We start from the raw sequence: 17,971 nt of genomic DNA, 5'->3' as shown, positions 1-17,971 counted from the left end.
TCGGGCCTCCTCCGGCGGGCGGGCGGGCTGGCGGGCGGGCGGGCCGGCGGGCTACCCCCCGCGCGCGACGGCCGCCGGGCTGGCACGATGCCCGGCATGAATCGTGCCGCGCGGCGCTGGACGGTCGGGATCGGTGCCTTCGCCCTCGTCGCGGCTGCCGTGTTGCCGGCGACCGCCCAGACGCCACCGCATACCTACCCCGCGGCCGGCCCCAACGACCCCAGCTACGCGCCGGTCGAGCGGGGCACCTACCCCACCGTTTGCGGGCAGCAGGTGGCCAACGCCGAGGAGCACTACTTCTACTCGTTCGAGCCGAAATGCACGCCGAACGCGGTCGACCCGGGCGGCGCGGCGGGGATGAGCATCGACAAGGCCTGGCACAGCTACACCACCGGGGACCCGCGGATCGTGATGGCCTACATCGAAGGCGGCGTCAACTGGTACGACCGGGGCGCGTTCGACCTGCGGAACAAGGTCTTCGTCAACGAGAAGGAACTGCCGATCCCCTGCACCGGATCGACGATGGTCGTCGCCGGGGTCTCCGGCCCGTGCCGCACGGCCTGGAGCGCCAACCAGGCGGACTACGACGTCAACCATGACGGCGTCGTCAACATCGAGGACTACGTGAACGACCCCCGGGTCGTCGACGACCCGCTGGTGGTCAAGCTCCGGGCCGCGCACGGTTTCTACGACCCGGAGGACCTGATCGTCGCGTTCTCCTGCTTCGACCGGTTCAACCTGACGATCGGGACGCCGTCCTGGCCGGACGGCGTGCTGACCTGCTCCAACGGCGCGGCCCGGGTCGACAATGACGGCGACGGTTTCCCGCACGACATCTCCGGCTGGGATTTCTACGACCACCAGAACGACCCGGCGACCTACGACAGCACCTACGACCACTCGGACAACCAGATGCTCCAGGCCGGGGCCGAGGGCAATAACGCCTTCGGGGGCGTCGGCCTGTGCCCCGGGTGCATGGTGATGCCGATCAAGGCCGGCGCGGAGGCGCTCGACCGCGGCAGCGACCTGGCCCAGGCATGGCTCTACGCCTGTCACACCGGGGTCAAGGTGATCATCAGCGTGACCGCCGACCTCGGGTACTCCTCCTACATGAACCAGGCGATCGACTACTGCTGGGCGCACGGCACCGTCATGGTCGAGGCGAGCAACGACTTCGACTCCCTCGACCATCAGGGCGGGATGTTCCATCCCTACGTGCTCCCCGGCAACGGCGAGGTGGACAACACCTACGGCTACGACACGGCGAGCCCCGGCGGCCTGCTCGACGGGGCGATCAACCTGGCGACGACGACGTTCTCCACGCGCTCCGACGAGACCTCTTGGGGCACGCACGCGATGTTCTCCGACTCGACGAACGGCGGGTCGACGTCGGAGTCGACCCCAACGGTCGGCGGCACCTTCGGGCTGCTGCTCTCCTGGGGCCTCGAAGCCGCCGATCGACACCTGATCGGGGCGCCGCTCAGCAACGACGAGGCGATCCAGGTGATGCGGGCGACGGCCACCCCGATCACGAACCCGAACCTGCCCTGGCCCGGCTCGGCCGGGGATTGGAACGCGCAGTACGGCTACGGCCGTCCCAACCTCGACGCGGCGATGGCCGCCGTCGCCGCCGGGAACATCCCGCCCGAGGCGTGGTTCACCGGGCCGACCTGGTACTCCCTCTACGACCCGACGGTGACCCGCACGGTGCCAATCAGCGGGCACCTCGCCGCACCCCGGTCCGGCGCCTACCACTGGACGCTGGAGTACGCGCTCGAGCCGGCGACGACGAGCTGCCCGCCACAGCCGCCGACGGACTGGACGACGATCGCCACCGGCGCCGGTTCGAAGCCCTACGACGGCCCGCTGGGCACGCTAGACCTGGCGGGCATCCCGCAGAGCTTCTGGGCCGCGCCGTTCGCGCTGTCCAAGTGCAAGGAGCTCGAGACCAACGACCAGTACACGGTGACCCTGCGGCTGCGGGTGACCGACGCCGCCGGGCGGCTCGGGGAGGATCGTCGGGCGATCGCGGTGCACCACGACCCGACCCTGCTGCCCGGCTACCCGCTGGCGTTGCCGGCGAACGGGGGTCAGGCCCCCGGCGTGCCGGGGATGAACATCGACGGCTCGTCGCAACCGGCCCTGGCCGACCTGGCGGGCCGCGGGGACCTGGCCATGGTGTTCGGCGACTCCGACGGCTACGTGCACGCGATCGACCCGTTGACCCGCCGGGAGCTCCCCGGCTGGCCGGTGCATACCGACCCGGTCGTGCCCGACGCCGGCTACCCGGGGATCGACCCCGGGCACGAGTCGGTGGTCGCCCCGCTGGCGGTCGGCGACCTGTTCCACACCGGGCAGCTCGACGTCGTCGCGACCTCGACCCTCGGGCGCACCTACGTCTGGAACGCCGCGGGCAAGCTGCTGCCCGGCTGGCCGCGGACCCTCGACCGAAGTGCGGTCACCCCGGCGATCCCGCGGCCGGAGCTCGACTTCACCCGGCTGCCGCACCTGGGGGCGACGGCCTCCCCCGTCCTGGTCGATCTCACCGGCAATCACCAGCTCGACGTCGTGCAGGCCGCGTGGGACGGCAACGTCTACGCCTGGCGTCCGGACGCCACCTTCGTCCCCGGCTGGCCGGTCCGGGTCGACCCCGGGGTGCTGCACCCGCCGAGCGGCAACATCATGATCAACGATCACAAGATCGACACCACCCCGGCGGTCGCCTTCCTCGACGGCACCCACCGCCCGGACATCGTGGTGGCGAGCCAGTACGACTTCGCCAAGGGAGCCGGCATCCAGGAGGCCGGCTACGGCAACGTGTTCGCCTACCGGGCCGACGGCACGCCGCTGCCCGGGTGGCCGGTCTCCCGGCCGGCGGTCGTCGTCTACTACGGCTCGGCACAGGAGTTCCTCACCGAGGGCTCGACCGCGCCGGTCAGCGCCGACGTCAGCGGGCAGGGCGTCGACTCGGTGGCGATCAGCCCGGGGATCTTCTCGGTGAGCTACCTGCTCAACGCCGCCGGCGGCACGCAGGCGGTGTACGGGCCGGTGCCGAACCCGGCGGCCGGGATCCTCGCCGGCGGCCTCGGCCTGCCCCAGATCGAGGACCTCGCGAAGGGCAACTACCCCACCGACGCTCCGGTCACCTTCACGACGAGCGGCGCCTTCGGCCAGTTCGGGTCCTCGCCGGGCCTCGGCTACGCGCAGGCCGGATCCGGCGGCGCCAGCGTGGCGACCGCGCTGCTGCTCAACGGCAGCGGGGTCGCGGTCAAGAACTACGAGCGGGGCTACGACGCGGCCACCGGCGCGGCGGAGCCCGGGTTCCCGGGCCAGATGCAGGGTCTGGACTTCCTCGGCGAGCCGGACATCGCGCCGGTCACGGCAGGCGGGCCGAACGCGGTCATCGACGGCGCGGACAGCTCGGCGCTGCACGCCTTCACCGCCACCGGGCAGGCCAGCGGGTTCCCCAAGTTCACCACCGGCTGGGTGCTGTTCTCCCCCGCCGTCGGCGACCTCGACACCACCGGGACCAACGACGTCGTGGCGGCCACCCGGGAGGGTTACCTGATGGCCTGGGCCACCCCGGGCGCCGCGGCCGGGAACACCCAATGGTGGACCTACCACCACGACGAGTGGCGGACCGGTCGCTACGGCACCGACAGCCGTCCGCCGGGCACCCTGCGGAACGTGCGCTGGACCCCGGGGTCGAGGACCGCCACGTTCGTCGCCCCGGGCGACGACTGGTACACCGGCACGGTCGCCGGCTACCGGCTGTTCATCGACGGGGTCACGTCGACCGTGGCCCCGCAGGGGCCGGCCGGGAGCCGGCAGGTCGTCGCCCTGCCGGCCGGCGCTCGGCGGGTCGTCGTGCAGGCCTTCGACGCGGCCGGCAACCTCGGCCCGGCGATCGACCTGGCGGCGGCCAATGGCCACGCGGCCGCCGGGGCGGGTGGCATCTTCCCCGGCGCGGCGGCGGTCGTCCTGCCGGCCACCGGCGGCGGCTCGGCCCCCGGTTGGGCCGGGCTGGTCGCCGGTCTGGTGGGGCTGGGACTGCTGCGCCGCCGGTTCGCGGTCAGGGCCGGCGGGAGCCGACCGAACCGCGGAGCAGCCGGTCCGGGCTGAGCCGGAGCAGCGCGCTCACCCGGGTCGGGTCGAGGGCGAGCACCGCCTCGACCGCCATCGGGTCGAACTGGCTGCCGGAGCCGGCGCTGAGCTCGGCGTAGGCCTGCTCCAGCGGCAGGCCGTCCCGGTAGGGCCGATCCGAGACCATCGCGTCCATCGCGTCGGCGACCGCGAACAGCCGGGAGCAGAGCGGGATCTCGGTCCCGGACAGCCCGCGCGGGTATCCCCCGCCGTCCCAGCGTTCGTGGTGCGTCACGACGATCTGCCGGGTGACATCGGCGAAACCGGCCGCAGTGACGAGCCGCTCGCCGATCTCCGGGTGCCGGCGCATGATCTCGAGCTCCGCCGGACCGAGCGGGCCCTGCTTGAGCAACGCGGAGTCCGGCACCCCGATCTTGCCGACGTCGTGGAGCAGGAAGCCGAAGGCGACCTGGGGGTCGGCCGCCAGCTCCGGGTCGACGAGCTCGCAGAGTGCGAGACCCAGCGCGGTGACCCGCTCGATGTGGCCGCCGGTGATCGCGTCCCGGGCGTCGATCGCGCCGGCTAGGGCGGCGGCCGTCCGCCGGTGGGCCTCCGACACCGACGTGAGCGCGGTCTGCAGCTTCTCGTTGCTCGCCTCGACCGCGGCTTTCGATACGACCAGGTCGTCGGCGAGCCGGCGCAGCTCCCGGACATGCCCGGTCGTTCGGGCCAGGTACTGCCGCTGCGCAACCCGCAGCAGGACCAGCGGGATCAGAAAGACGGCGATCCCCCAGACCCCGAAGGAGTCCCATGCGGCCCCGAGCAGGGCGGCGAGCAACCCGTAGGCGACGAAGTGCGGGGCGAGCCAGCCGAAGTCGTGGCGGAACACCTCGACGGTGCGCCGACCGTCGTCCCGGGCGACGACGAGCGCGACCAGGCCGTTGTCGAGAAGGAAAAACGTGACCCCCATTCCGATGGCCAGCGGCAACAGCTCGGGGAGCTGGTGTCCGGGGCTGCCGGTCAGGGTGACGGCGAGTCGGATCGCGGCGGCGCTCGAGGCCGCGAGGGTGATGTTCGCGACGTTGAACACGTGCTGCTCGAGCCGGCGCTTGCCGCGATGCGTCACCGCCTGGCCGAGCCCGGCGACGACCGCGCCGACCACCGCCGCCAACTCTTGGCCGGCCGCGGCCGCGGCAAGCAGCGGAACCGCGGACAGCGAGACGATGCTGGAGCCGTAGACGTTCTCCCGCAGCTGCTCGGCCCCCACGGCGAGCAGCGGGAACACGATGAGCGCGATCGTGATCGCCGGATGCGCCAGGCTGACCAGGGTGCCGACGGTGGCCGCGGCGAGCGCCACCGCGACGGTGACCGGCCAGGTCGCCCGGCGGCCTCGGGTGGCCGGTTCGGTCGACGGGTCGGGGTTCGCGGATCCCCAGATCGTGGGGTCGAGCGGCGCGCCGTCCACCTCCGGCCCCCCCGGCCCGGCCGGCGTCGCGGTGACCGGATCGGGGCCGATCGGGAGCTGTCTCGGGGCCAGCAGCCGGGCGGTCGGGGCGACCGGGACGGCGAGCGCCAGCGCGGCGCCCGGGGCGGCGGCCTGCTCGCCCGCCCGGGCGGCGCGCACCCGGTCCCGACCTTCGACCTTCGCCCGGTACAGCGCCAGGTCGGCCGCGTGCATGAGCTCGCGCAGCGTGTCGCCGTGCTCCCCCATGACGGCGACGCCGACGCTGACGGTCACGTGCAGCGGTTCCACCGAGGTGGCGACGTCGAACGGCTCCCGGCCGACCTGGCTGCGGATCCGTTCGGCCACCGCGAGCGCCTCGGGGCCGTCCGAGCCGGGGAGCAGGATGGCGAACTCCTCGCCGCCGAACCGGGAGGGGATGTCGTACTCGCGGACCTCCCGGCGCAGGACGTCGGCGACCCCGCGGAGCACGGCGTCCCCAGCCAGGTGCCCATAGGCGTTGTTGATGTTGCGGAGCAGGTCGAGATCGGCGACGAGCACCGAGACCGGATGGCCGAGCCGGGCCGCCCGGCGCAGCTCGGCGTCTGCCTGCTCGGTGAACCAGGCGGCATTGGCCAGCCCGGTCTTGGGGTCGGTCCGGCTGGCCTGGCGGAGCGCCGGGAAGTGCAGGGCCCGCTGGAGCAGCACGATCGGCAGCGCGGCGAAGGCGACCAGCGCGGGAGCGAGCGCCCAGAGCCCGGCGATGACGACACCGGTGGCCAGCAGCCCGAGATCGGGGACCAGGCTGTCGGGGCTGAACAGGCCGCTGGTCTTGGGCCGGACGCCCCGTGCCAGCCAGACCGCCACCGCCACGGTGGCATGGTTGACGGTGAGGAAGATCGCCAGCGCGAGCAGGATGCCGACGACCGAACGCGGATCCCCGGTGATCCGGGTGCCGACTCCCACCCCGGCGACCAGCCGGTAGGACATGCCGGCCGCCAGGGTGCACAGGATCTGGGAGGCGATGTTGAACGCCTGGATGTAGGCGGGCTTGCTTTTCACGAGGAACTCGACGACGAACGGGAGCGGCACCACGGCCGCCGCGTCGACCGGCGGGAGCAGCAGGGCGCCGGCCATCAGGAAGGCGATCGTCGCGACGTAGCCCTTGTTGTTCGGGGTCCGGACCTCGGATAGCTGGGCGACGGTCGCGGCCACGGCGAGTCCGATGGTGAGCCCGAGCGCGGAGGTGCCCCCGGCACCGATGCGGGCGGCGACCACCACGGCGACGGCCGCCGCCAGGCTGATCCCGGCGATGTAGACCCAGGCGCCGGGCGAGAGCTCGCCGCGCGCGCGGGCGCGCGCTGGCACGCCGTTGAGCTCGCTCACGGGCCCCTCCGTACCGAACCGGCGACTGTCCTCAGTCGTTCTTCGGCACGTCGAGGGCGTTACTCCAGGTCACATCGCTCCAGGTCACCTGGCTGGTGGTGCCGGTCTGGGTCGCCCCCGAGCTGCCGGACACGCTGTCGCTCCAGGTGACGTCGCTCCAGGTGACGGTCGCCGAAACAACGTTCGCGAAGCTCACGTCGCTCCAGGTCACGTCGCTCCACGTGACGTCGCTCCACGTGACGTCGCTCCAGATCACGTTCCGGTAGGCCCGGGTGTGCAGCACCTGCTGGGCGTAGGCCACGGCGAGCGCGACGGACGCGTGGTAGGCGGCGTTCGCGTCCCGGGTCGGCGTGGCGTTGTCCGCGCCCGGCAGCTGGATCTCGCCGAGCTGGTCCGACCGGGTCTGCTCGAACGCGGCCTTGACCAGGCCGGGACGCCAGCCCGGGTGGTCGGCGAGCAGCAGTGCGGCCGCCCCGGACGCGACCGCGGCCGACATCGAGGTTCCGGAAAGCTGCCCGTAGCCGGCCGGCAGGCCGTCGACCGTCTGCTCGCCGGCCAGGGTGCTTCCGTCGGGCAGCGGGGCCTGGACGTGCTCCCCCAGCGCCGTGACTTCCGGCTTGGCCACCCCGTCCTGGGTGAGGCCCGAGTCGCTGTACGGCGAAAGGGTGTGGTCGCTGAGCCGGAGGGAGCCGTTGTCGGCGACCGAGCCCACGGTGAGCACGAACGGGTCGTTGCCTGGCGCGCGGAGCACCCGGCCGCCGTCGTTGCCGGCACTCGCGACCACGACCAGGCCGGAGAACCACGCGGCCTCGGCGACCGCGTCGATCGGGTCGGTCTCGTAGCTGTCCGCCTGCGACACCGACAGGGACAGGTTCACGACCCCGATCTGGTAGGTCGAAGCGTGCGCGATCACCCAGGCAAGGCCGGCGACGACCTGGCCGACGGTGCTCCGGCCCTGCGCGTCGGCGATCTTCACCGACACGATGCGCGCGGCGGGTGCGACCCCTTCGATCCCGGTCTGGTGGCCGAAGCTGTCCAGGCCGTTGCCGGCGATCAGCCCGGCGACGAAGGTGCCGTGCCCGTAGCTGTCGGCGAAACCGGTGCCGGTGAAGTCGGCGCCGTCGATGACCCGCCCGGCGAGCGCGGGCACCGCGTCCACCCCCGAGTCGAGGACGGCGATCGTCTGGCCCGCGCCGTCACCGACCCGTTGCGCGTAGAGCTCGTTGCGGACCGACAGGACTGCCCGGCCCCGCTGGGCACTCTGGTCACTCTGAGCGCTCTGGGCACCCTGGTCACTCTGGTCACTCTGGGAACCCTGGTCGTTGGCGACGGCGAGGCTGACCGGTGCGTCCGGTGCGACCCGGTAGCCCTCCGCGGTGAGCCGGGCGTCGGCGTCCGCGCTGGCCAGGCCGACCGCGACCCCGGGGGTCAGGGTGCGGATCCCGGTTCCGCCGACCGCGGCGAGCGCCGCACCGGCGGAACGCCCGATGACCACGACCCGGGTAGTGGGAGCGCTGGCCGCGAGGGCCGGCAACGGGGCGGCGAGGGTGGCCACGCCGAGGGTCAGGGCGAGCAGCCGGGATGCCCGGCGAGCCCGACCGCCGCCCCAGCTCGTGCTGGCGCGGCTCATCGCCCGCCTCCCCAGCTGGTGCTGGACGCTTGCAGCATCACTCGTCCCCCGACCCCTTCGAGGCCGGCGCCCCGGCTGGGTACGCCTCCTGGAACAGATCTCGGGAGTGGTCTCGCTACTCCGCTCGCACCGGGTCCAAGCGACCGTCTTGCGGTCCCGGAGGTCATCGCGTCCCGAACGCCACCCGAACTGACTAGTCGGGGTAGCTACAGAAGGCTACGACATGACTACTCTACGTGTCCAGAGGGGTCGGCATATTTTTCTTCAACGAGGACCCCGACCCCCCGGCCGCCACGCCGGAGTCAGCCGCTCGGGACGGTGATCGGGGGGACCGAGTCGAAGCGACTGAACGTCGTGGTCTGTACCGCCTGAAGGACCCGGCCGCGCACCGAGACGGGCAGGACGACCTGGAGCCGGGTCACCTGGTGCGCCGGGTCGATGGTCACCGAGACCGCGACGCGGACGGTGCGGGACGCGCCGGCCGGCAGCAGGCCGGCCGCCTGGGCGACCGGCGGCGGCAGGATCCCCGCCACCACGGTCTCGCCGACCACGACGCTCGTGGTCGGGCCGGTGATGCCGGAAAGGACCGTGATCAACGCCTGGACCGGATCGCTGGCCGGCTGGGCCTTGGGCAGTCGCTTCCAGTGCCCCGGGACCGTGCGCACGTAGGTGGCGCCGAGCAGCCGGACGACCTGCTCGCTTCGCCCGCCGGTGGTCAGCGTGTACGTGAGCTCGTCGGGCTGCACCACGGCCCCGGAGATCCGGGTGGTGCTGCTACCGACGGCGAGTGTCGTGGCGAACGCGTAGCTGCTCAGCCGCCGGCTGGCCGCGATCGCCTGGCCGAGGGCTCCGGTGGCCGGGGATCCCGCGGTGGTCGCTGCACCTGCGGCCGTCGGGGACGCCGCCGGCGGAACGTGCTGTGGGGAGGCGCAGGCGCCGCTCAGGACGAGGGTGGCCACGGCTGCGGCCAAGGGGCGCAGCCGTGGCACCGACCCTCGTCGCTCAGCCGTCCGAGCCACTGCCGCCGGAACTGTCCGTGCTGCTCGAGTCGCTGCTCGTGGCGTCCGGGCTGTGGGTCGCCTCCGGGCTCTCGGTGGGCTCGGGAGAATGGGTCGCCTCCGGGCTCTCGGTGGGCTCGGGAGAATGGGTAGCCTCCGGGCTCTCGGTCGGCTCCGGGGACTCGGTCTCGACCGAGTCGACGCTCGTTCCGCCGCCGCCGAGCTCGACCTGGACGACCGTTCCGTCGACCAGCGCGGCGCGGATCTCGTCGCCGGCGGTGCTCACCGTGGCGCCCGGCGCCGAGGTGGTGGCCGACGTGAGTTGGCCCGAGCCGTTCAGGGTGTAGTCGATGACGATGGCGGTGCCCGCCACCGACAGCGACAGGGCGTACGCGTTGGCCCCGATCTGGCTCAGCGCGACGGCGCCGGTTCCGCCGTCGGCCTGGGCGGGCGTGGCCAGGGCAAGTGCCCCGGCGGAGCCGCAGCCCAGCACGAGCGCGGCGGACCAGGTGGCCAAACGGCAACGGATCATCATTCCTCCATGTCGAGTCGGGCGACCGGCCCGGATTGCTAACCGTCTAGCGGCATATTGCCGACCGGACTCCAACCGTTACAGCGCAACCGGGTGATCCTCCGCGTCGATGATCTGTAACGGAACCGCCCCGGGCGGCAATGGAGGTGACAGTGGAGACCGCAGACGTCGCGGCGTGCCTAGAGCGGGCCCGGCGCGGGGACCGGCCGGCGCTCGATGAGCTCCTCGGGCAGCTCCGACCGGCGGTCTACCGCTATTGCCTGGCCCGCCTACGGGACCCGTACGCGGCGGACGACGCGACCCAAGAGGTGATCCTCGCGGTGGCAGTGACTTTGCCGCGGTACGAAGATCGCGGCCAACCATTCGCCGCCTTCGTCTTCGGCGTGGCCGCCAACAAGGTCCTGGAGGCGCATCGCCGCGGCCGGCGGCGCCGGGAGGAGTCCCTGGACGGGATCAGCCGGGCCCCGACCGAGGCCAAGGGCCCGGAGGAACAGGCGGTTCTCGGCGAGGAGGCGGCCCGGTTGCTCGCCCTGATCGACGCGCTGCCGGACACGCAGCGCGGCGTGCTGCTGCTCCGGGTGGCGGCCGGCCTGAGCGCCGAGGAGACCGCGGCGACGCTGGGGATGACCAGCGGCGCGGTGCGGGTAGCCCAGCATCGGGCGCTCGCCCGGGTGCGCGCACTGGCCGCGGAGCAGCCGATATGAGCACCGACCCGCCCCCCGGCGCGGATCCGCTGGAGTCCGTCGAGGTGCGCGACGATGCCGCCCTGTTCGACGCGCTCGCGGCCGGGCGCACCCCCGACGGCGACACGACGGTGGCCGCGCTGGCCCGGCTGCGCGGTTCGCTCGACGCGGTGGCCGCCGCGCGTCCGGCTCCGACCCCGATCGACCTTGGCACCGGGCCGCGGACGCTGCCGCGCCGGCTCGCCCTGGTCGTCGCCGGCGGCCTGGGCCTCGCGCTGTCCGTCGGCGGGGTCGCCGCCGCGGTCGGCGGGGTCGGGCCGCTGGCCGGGCCGTTCGCCGGGTTGCACCGCGCCCTGATCGGGTCGCCGGCGCACGCGCCGGACCGCAGCGAGCAGGCGGTGGCGCGGATCAACGCCCTGCTCGGGAAGGTGCAACAGCAGGTCGTAGCTGCCCGCCAAGCGGGTGGGATCAGCAGCGCTGACCGCGTCGAGTTGAGCAGACAGCTCGCGGATGCCGCCGCCGCGCTGCCCCTGGTGTCGGTCTCGGACCAGCGCGCCGCACTGGCGGCCCGGCTGACCGGGCTCCAGCAGGCGCTGGCGCAGCTCCCGGGCCTGCCCACGCCGGAGTCGCCCGCCGCGCGACCTTCCCCCACCCCCACCCGCTCGGGCAGCGACCGGGGTGAAACCACGACCACCGGGGGAACTGCCACGGCCGAGCCGTCGGCACCGGCGGAGACCGGCGCGACCGGTGGGGCCGATCGGACGACCGAAGCCCCCAAACCCAGCCCCACGTCGAGCTCCCCACCCGATGCGGGCGACACCCCCGCGGCCGGGGACGGCGCCGGGGGCTGAGCGCGGCCTGGTGCCATGCGGGCGCCGCGTGTCCTTCTCGCTGGCAAGCGACAGCCAGCTCGGGACCGGCCCGGGACTCTCCGTCGAGATGACCCGTTACGGTGGACAAAGCGACCAGCCGCTCGCCACGCCAAGCGCGTTGGGACCGAACGGGTCGTACACTGACACGCACGACGCCTGCTCCTGAAAACTGTCGGAGACTCGGTGTGAGTAGCTCGGCAAGGTTGCGGGAACCGGACCTGAGCGTGGAGTATCCAGCGGGCCGGCGGTCGATGCCTAGCCGCATTGGCCGAGTCTGCGCATCCCTCGTGTGTGTGTTGGGTGCCATCTCATGCACCACCAGTTCGTATTCGGGTCCGGGTCCGGCCTTGAGTCGTTCCGCATTCGGGATCGGGTCGAATCAGTTGCTCATCCTGCCGCCGTCGCCCGGCTTTCAACCGAAGATTGATGCCAAGCAGGCGAAAGCCCTAATCGATCAAGAGGGCATTCGTTTCTCGGATCGCCAGGGTGCACTCGTGCTCTTCGGACTGGGGCGCCCAGTGGCCTGCCAGATCAGCTACCAAGTGTTTTATCCCGGACAGCCGACCCCGACGTTGACCGGGCAGACCGAGGCATGGATCGGCGTATTCCTCCAGACTGGTGGAACTGGCGGCGGACCTGTGGGTCCGTTCCACTCGGCCGAGATTGTAAATGCGACGACAGGACGAGAGGTAAATTGGGTGGAGGGCCACGGCCACCCGTTCCCCTGCCCTCCGGGGGGGTGAACGCCCCGTGGTGGATTCTCGGGTAGACGTTTTGACCTGAGCCCGCTCAGACCACGGCGTGGACGAACTCGGCGACGACCTGGCCGAGCCGGTCCCCGGCATCCTCCTGGAGGAAATGCCCGGCGCCGGTGATCGTCGGATGATCGCGCCCGGCCGCCCCGGGCATCGCCGCGGCGAGAATCGGCGCCATCCCGCCGGTGATCGGGTCGCTGTCGCTGAACGCGCACAGCAACGGCAGGTCGAGCTGGCCGAGCACCGCCCAGGCCGCCCGGTTGGCCGCGCTCGCCGGGTCGTCCGGGCGGGTCGGCACGAGTTGCGGCATCGCCCGCGGTCCGGCCATGAAGCTCGGATCGGGAAACGGCGCGGCGTATCCGGCGAGCACCTCCGGCGGCAGCGGCACGAGGCAACCACTGTTGACGAACCTGGCGATGTCGAGGGTCGGCGCGGACACCACCGCGTCGTGGAAGGTCCACCAGATCGCGGGCATGTCGTGATCGCCGGTCGGCAGCCCGGTGTTGGCCGCGACCACGGCGGCGAACCGGTCCGGGTTCTCGGCCACCAGCCGCAGGCCGATCAGGCCCCCCCAGTCCTGCCCGAGGAGGGTGACCCGGGACAGCCCCAGGCCGTCGAACACGGCGGCCCGGACCCACTCGACGTGCCGGGCGTAGCTGTGGTCCGCCACCTCGGCCGGCTTGTCCGACCGGCCGAAGCCGACCAGGTCGAGCGCGATGGCCCGGCAGCCGGCGTCGGCCAGCACCGCCAGCACCTTGCGATACAGGAACGACCAGGTCGGCTCGCCGTGCAGGCAGAGCACCACCGGCCCATCGGCCGGCCCCGCCTCGACGTAGGCCACCCGCAGCGAGCCGGTGTCGTCGCCCCGGGCCACCTCGACGTAACACGGCTCGTAACCGAACGCGGGAACGTCGGCGAACCGTTCCTCCGGGGTGCGCAGCAGCTGCATGCCGCCCATTCTGGCAGGCTCGACGGATGCCAGCAGACCAGGCTCGGCCGCTCGCCGTGATCGACATCGACGGGGTGGTGGCCGACGTCCGGCACCGGCTGCACCATCTCGAGCGCCGGCCCAAGGACTGGGCCGGCTTCTTCGCCGCCGCCCCGGAGGACCCGCCGCTGGCCGAGGGGGTCGTGGTTGTCCGGGACCTCGCCGCCACCCACGAGATCGTCTACCTGACCGGCCGGCCGGCCCGGACCCGGGGGGACACCCGGGACTGGCTGGCCCGCCATCACCTGCCGCCCGGCCGGATCGTCATGCGGGCCGACGGGGACCACCGGCCCGCGCGGATCGCCAAGGTTGAGCTGCTGCGGGAGGTGGGAGCCGACCGGGAGGTCGGCGTCGTTATCGACGATGATGCGGCGGTCTGCACCGCGGTGAGCGCAGCCGGCTATCCCGTGCGGCAGGCCGACTGGGCCGGGCGGGCCCCGGCGCTCGAAGCCGCGCAGGAGGTCGAGGGCCGGACCTAGTCGGCGAACGCCTCGACCGGCGGGCAGGCGCAGATCAGGTTCCGGTCCCCGTAGGCCCCTTCGATCCGACGGACCGGTGGCCAGTACTTGGCCGCCCGCAGCGCCGGGAGCGGGTAGACGGCCTCCTCGCGGCTGTAGGCGTGCTTCCATTCCCCGACCATCATCGCCGCAGTGTGCGGGGCGCCGGTGAGCGGATTGTCGTCGCGCGGCCATTCGCCGGTCGAGACCCGGTCGATCTCCGCCCGGATCGCGATCATCGCCGCGCAGAAGCGGTCCAGCTCGGCGAGGTCCTCGGACTCGGTCGGCTCGATCATCAGCGTGCCGGCGACCGGGAAGGACATCGTCGGAGCGTGGAAGCCGTAGTCGATCAGTCGCTTCGCGACGTCCTCGACGGAGACGCCGGTTTCCCGGGTGATCGGGCGCAGGTCGACGATGCACTCGTGGGCGACCAGGCCGCCGGCGCCGCTGTAGAGGATCGGGTAATGCGAGGCGAGTCGGCGGGCGACGTAGTTCGCGGCCAGGACGGCCACCTCGCTGGCCCGGCGCAGCCCGTCCGGGCCCATCAGCCGGATGTAGGCCCACGAGATCGGCAGGATCCCGGCCGACCCGTGGGCGGCCGCGGACACGGGCCCGACCGGACCGCCGGACCCGGCCAACGGGTCGCCGGGGAGGAACTCGGCGAGGTGGGCCCGCACCGCGACCGGCCCCACCCCGGGTCCGCCCCCGCCGTGCGGGATACAGAACGTCTTGTGCAGGTTGAGGTGCGAGACGTCGGCGCCGAACCGACCGGGCCGGGCCAGGCCGACCAGCGCGTTCAGGTTCGCACCATCAACGTATACTTGACCTCCAGACTCGTGCACGGCGGCGCAGATCTCGGTCACCGTCGGTTCGAACACCCCGTGGGTCGACGGGTAGGTGAGCATGATCGCCGCGACCCGGCCGTCGTGCTCGGCCAGCCGGGCGCGAAGGTCCGCGAGGTCGACGTTGCCACCCGGGTCGCAGGCCACGACCACCACCCGCATTCCGGCCATCGCCGCGCTCGCCGCGTTCGTCCCGTGTGCCGAGGACGGGATCAGGCAGACGTCCCGTCCGGTCTCGCCGCGACTGTCGTGGTAGGCCCGGATGGCGAGCAGGCCGGCGAACTCGCCCTGCGAGCCGGCGTTCGGCTGGACGGAGACCCGGGCATAGCCGGTGATCTCGGCCAGCCAGCCCTCCAGGGTGCTGATCAGCTCGAGGTACCCGACCACCTGGTCGGCCGGTGCGTAGGGGTGCACCCGCGCGAAGCCGGGCCAGCTCAGCGGCTCCATCTCGGTCGTGCCGTTGAGCTTCATCGTGCACGAGCCGAGCGGGATCATCGACCGGTCCAGCGCGACGTCCTTGTCGGAGAGCGAGCGCAGGTAGCGCAGCATCGCGGTCTCCGACCGGTGCGCGGAGAACACCGGATGGGTGAGGAACGGGCTGGACCTGGCCAATCCCTCGGGAAGGGCCGACGCCGCAGCCCCGGTGGCCGCCGGCACGCCGAACGCGTCGAGCACCGCCGCGATGTGACCGGGCGTGGTGAGCTCGTCGCACGCCGCCGCTACGGTGTCCGCGTCGATCCGGCGCAGGTTGATCCCCCGTTCGAGCGCCGCGGCCAGCACCACGTCGGCGCGACCCGGGACCCGGCCCGCGACCGTGTCGAAGAAGGCGGGGTGGACGACCTCGACCCCGCCGGCTCGCAGGCCCGCGGCGAGCTCGGCGGCCCGCTCGTGGACACGTTCCGCGATCGCGGTGAGCCCTTCCGGGCCGTGGTAGACCGCGTACATGGCGGCGGTGACCGCGAGGAGCACCTGCGCGGTGCAGATGTTGCTCGTCGCCTTCTCCCGGCGGATGTGCTGCTCCCGGGTCTGTAGCGCGAGCCGGAATGCCGGGGTGCCGTCGGCGTCGACCGACACACCCACCAGCCGCCCGGGGAGGGAGCGTTCGAGCCCGGCCCGAACCGCGAGGTAGCCCGCGTGCGGGCCGCCGAACCACATAGGGACCCCGAGGCGCTGCGCGGAGCCGACCGCGACATCGGCTCCGCACTCCCCCGGTGCCCGGAGCAGGGTCAGCGCGAGCAGGTCGGCGGCGACGACGGCCAGGCCGCCGCGCTCGTGCACCGCCGCGATGATCGGCGCCAGATCGCGGACCGCCCCGGTGCTTCCCGGGTACTGGAGCAGGACGCCGGACAGCTCGGCCGGAAGGTCGGGGCCGAGGCCGTCGCTGAGATCGGCCACCACCACCTCGATGCCGAGCGGCCGGGCTCGGGTCCGGACCACGGCGATGGTCTGGGGGTGGCAGTCCCGGTCCAGCACGAACGCCCCGGTCGATGAACCGACACGTCGACAAAGCGTCATTGCCTCGGCCGCGGCGGTCGCCTCGTCGAGCAGCGAAGCCCCGGCGACCGGGAGCGCGGTGAGGTCTTCGATCAGGGTCTGGAAGATGAGCAGCGCCTCCAGCCGGCCCTGCGAGATCTCCGGTTGGTATGGCGTGTAGGCGGTGTACCACGCCGGGTTCTCCAGCACGTTCCGCCTGATCACCGGCGGGGTGACCGTATCGGCGTAGCCGAGCCCGATCATGGACACCGCGGTGGCGTTGCGCGCGGCGAGCGCGGCCAGTTCCGCGCTGACCTCGGACTCCCCCGCGGCCGGTGGCAGGTTCAGCGGCTCCCGGTCGCGGATCGCGGACGGGACGGCCGCGTCGATCAGCTCGTCGAGGCCGTCGAAGCCGACCACCTCGAGCATCCGGGCGATCTCGCCCTCGCGCGGGCCGATGTGGCGGTCGGCGAAGCCGGCGGCCGGGCGGGGGCGGGTCATGGGGCCTCCTCGGATCGCGACGGACCGATGCCCCTCCCGTTGCCTTCTGGTGAGCAAATGTGAGTCTGCTCCATCAGGCAGCCGTCCCTTGCGAGACGGCGGTCCCGGTCGGATCAACACCGGTGGTGTTGTGCCGGGTTGACGTTTCACTGCCTCCTGCCGTCGCCGCTTGCGCGGGTCTGGTCTTATGGGTGGCTCCACGTCCTGCCACCGACCCACTGTCGGCGGGACACGGTTCACCTCGGGTGAGGTCTCGCCCGTATCGGGCGAGGTTGATCGCGGCGTTGAGATCACGGCCGATCGTCAGGCCGCAGTGCTCACATATATAGGTGCGGTCGGCGAGGGTCAGGTTTGGCTTTCGCCTGCCGCACCCCGAGCACGTCTTGGAAGATGGGTACCACCGGTCGGCCTCCACGAGTGTGGTGCCATACCAGCGGGTCTTGTAGCCGAGCATCCGCCTGATCTCGGCGAGGGCGGCGTCGGCCAGCGCCCGGTTCAGGCCCTTCTTGTAGGCACCGCCCGCCGACCTCATCCCGGAGGTGTTCAACGTCTCCACGGTGTTGACCTGGTGCTGCTGGGCCAGGATGGTGGTGGCCTTGTGGAGCGCGTCGCGGCGCACGGCAGCGGCACGGGCGTGGGTACGTCCGATCCGGGCCTGAGTCTTTACCCACCGCTTCGAGGGCCGCTGCTTGATGCGGGTGGCCGGGTCGTAGGGGCCGTGCTGCCGCGCGGCCTTGCGCTGCAACGCCCGCAGGCGGGTCTGCACCTTCGCGTACGGTTTGGGCGCTGGCACCAGCGCGACTTCGACCCCGTCCGGGGTCGCAACCACCAGCAGATCCTTGACGCCGACATCGACACCGACCACCGGATGCGGCGACCTACCGGCGTGTGCGGGTCGGGTCTTGGCCGCCACGATGGTCTGGAACGAGACGTGCCAACGCCCGGCCGAGTCCTCGGCAACGGTCGCTGAGAGGATGCGCGCGGTCGAAGCCTCGATGCGGCGCGCCAGTTTCCTCGTGGACTCGTGGGTTTTGAGTTTGCCCACCCGCGGCAGGGTCACGTGATGGCGGGTGGCCTCGACGCGGATGGCCCCGGTGGTGAACCGCACCGAGCGCCTGGCCCGGGCAGTCTTGAACCTCGGGAACCCGACCGCCTTGCCCGCCCGCTCGCCCTTGCGGGACTTACCCCACGCGTCCAGCCCGCGGGCCAGAGCGTCCAGACCGGTGTTGTAGGCCTCCTTGGAGTTCTCACGCCACCACGGCGCAACCACGTCCTTACGGGTTTCCACTC

Annotated in this window: 11 protein-coding genes; 4 read left to right on the top strand and 7 right to left on the bottom strand. The window is 72.5% G+C overall.

Annotation, left to right across the window (positions count from 1 at the left end; genetic code table 11):
* The first annotated feature begins 96 nt into the window (after nt 1-96).
* A complete protein-coding gene (locus VNG13_15270) occupies nt 97-4,122 on the top strand; it encodes a hypothetical protein (protein ID HVA61875.1) in 4,026 nt (1,341 codons plus the stop codon).
* Here the strand turns inward: VNG13_15270 and VNG13_15265 are convergent.
* The 4 genes from VNG13_15265 to VNG13_15250 form a co-directional block, all read right to left on the bottom strand.
* Nucleotides 4,073-6,910: a diguanylate cyclase gene (locus VNG13_15265; GenBank protein ID HVA61874.1), complete on the bottom strand. Its 2,838-nt coding sequence runs from the start codon at nt 6,908-6,910 to the stop codon at nt 4,073-4,075. The genes VNG13_15270 and VNG13_15265 overlap by 50 nt on opposite strands.
* Before the next feature lie 31 nt (nt 6,911-6,941).
* Nucleotides 6,942-8,540 carry a S8 family serine peptidase gene (locus VNG13_15260; protein HVA61873.1) on the bottom strand — a complete coding sequence of 533 codons (1,599 nt, stop codon included), beginning with the start codon at nt 8,538-8,540 and terminating at the stop codon, nt 6,942-6,944.
* A 302-nt stretch (nt 8,541-8,842) separates the two neighbouring features.
* On the bottom strand, nt 8,843-9,529 hold the full coding sequence (locus VNG13_15255) for a hypothetical protein (protein ID HVA61872.1): 687 nt from the start codon (nt 9,527-9,529) through the stop codon (nt 8,843-8,845).
* 13 nt (nt 9,530-9,542) lie between these two features.
* Complete coding sequence (locus VNG13_15250; protein ID HVA61871.1) at nt 9,543-10,070, bottom strand: hypothetical protein; 528 nt, start codon at nt 10,068-10,070, stop codon at nt 9,543-9,545.
* Between the two features lie 152 nt (nt 10,071-10,222).
* Between VNG13_15250 and VNG13_15245 the strand changes: the two genes are divergently transcribed.
* Both VNG13_15245 and VNG13_15240 read left to right on the top strand, forming a co-directional pair.
* The gene (locus tag VNG13_15245; protein HVA61870.1) at nt 10,223-10,774 is read left to right on the top strand and encodes a sigma-70 family RNA polymerase sigma factor; all 552 of its coding nucleotides are present in this window, start codon (nt 10,223-10,225) and stop codon (nt 10,772-10,774) included.
* Nucleotides 10,771-11,604 carry a hypothetical protein gene (locus VNG13_15240; protein ID HVA61869.1) on the top strand — a complete coding sequence of 278 codons (834 nt, stop codon included), beginning with the start codon at nt 10,771-10,773 and terminating at the stop codon, nt 11,602-11,604. The genes VNG13_15245 and VNG13_15240 overlap by 4 nt, the downstream gene beginning before the upstream one ends.
* Nucleotides 11,605-12,414: 810 nt before the next feature.
* Here VNG13_15240 and VNG13_15235 read toward each other — a convergent pair.
* On the bottom strand, nt 12,415-13,329 hold the full coding sequence (locus VNG13_15235; GenBank protein HVA61868.1) for a haloalkane dehalogenase: 915 nt from the start codon (nt 13,327-13,329) through the stop codon (nt 12,415-12,417).
* A gap of 26 nt (nt 13,330-13,355) precedes the next feature.
* On the opposite strand from VNG13_15235, the gene VNG13_15230 reads away from it, so the two are divergent.
* Nucleotides 13,356-13,847, top strand: a complete 492-nt coding sequence (locus VNG13_15230; GenBank protein ID HVA61867.1) for a hypothetical protein — start codon at nt 13,356-13,358, stop codon at nt 13,845-13,847.
* Here the strand turns inward: VNG13_15230 and gcvP are convergent.
* Nucleotides 13,844-16,681 (bottom strand): aminomethyl-transferring glycine dehydrogenase, encoded by a 2,838-nt coding sequence (gene gcvP, locus VNG13_15225; protein HVA61866.1) that lies wholly within the window; start codon nt 16,679-16,681, stop codon nt 13,844-13,846. The genes VNG13_15230 and gcvP overlap by 4 nt on opposite strands.
* A 73-nt stretch (nt 16,682-16,754) precedes the next feature.
* On the bottom strand, nt 16,755-17,969 hold the full coding sequence (tnpB, locus tag VNG13_15220; GenBank protein HVA61865.1) for an IS607 family element RNA-guided endonuclease TnpB: 1,215 nt from the start codon (nt 17,967-17,969) through the stop codon (nt 16,755-16,757).
* Nucleotides 17,970-17,971: the final 2 nt, after the last annotated feature.

The organism is Mycobacteriales bacterium (genome assembly GCA_035533475.1).
In the GTDB taxonomy this organism is placed as follows: Bacteria; Actinomycetota; Actinomycetes; order DATLTS01; family DATLTS01; genus DATLTS01.
The sequence above is the reverse complement of the archived record's forward strand: the minus strand, read 5'-3'. Positions and strand labels throughout refer to the sequence as shown.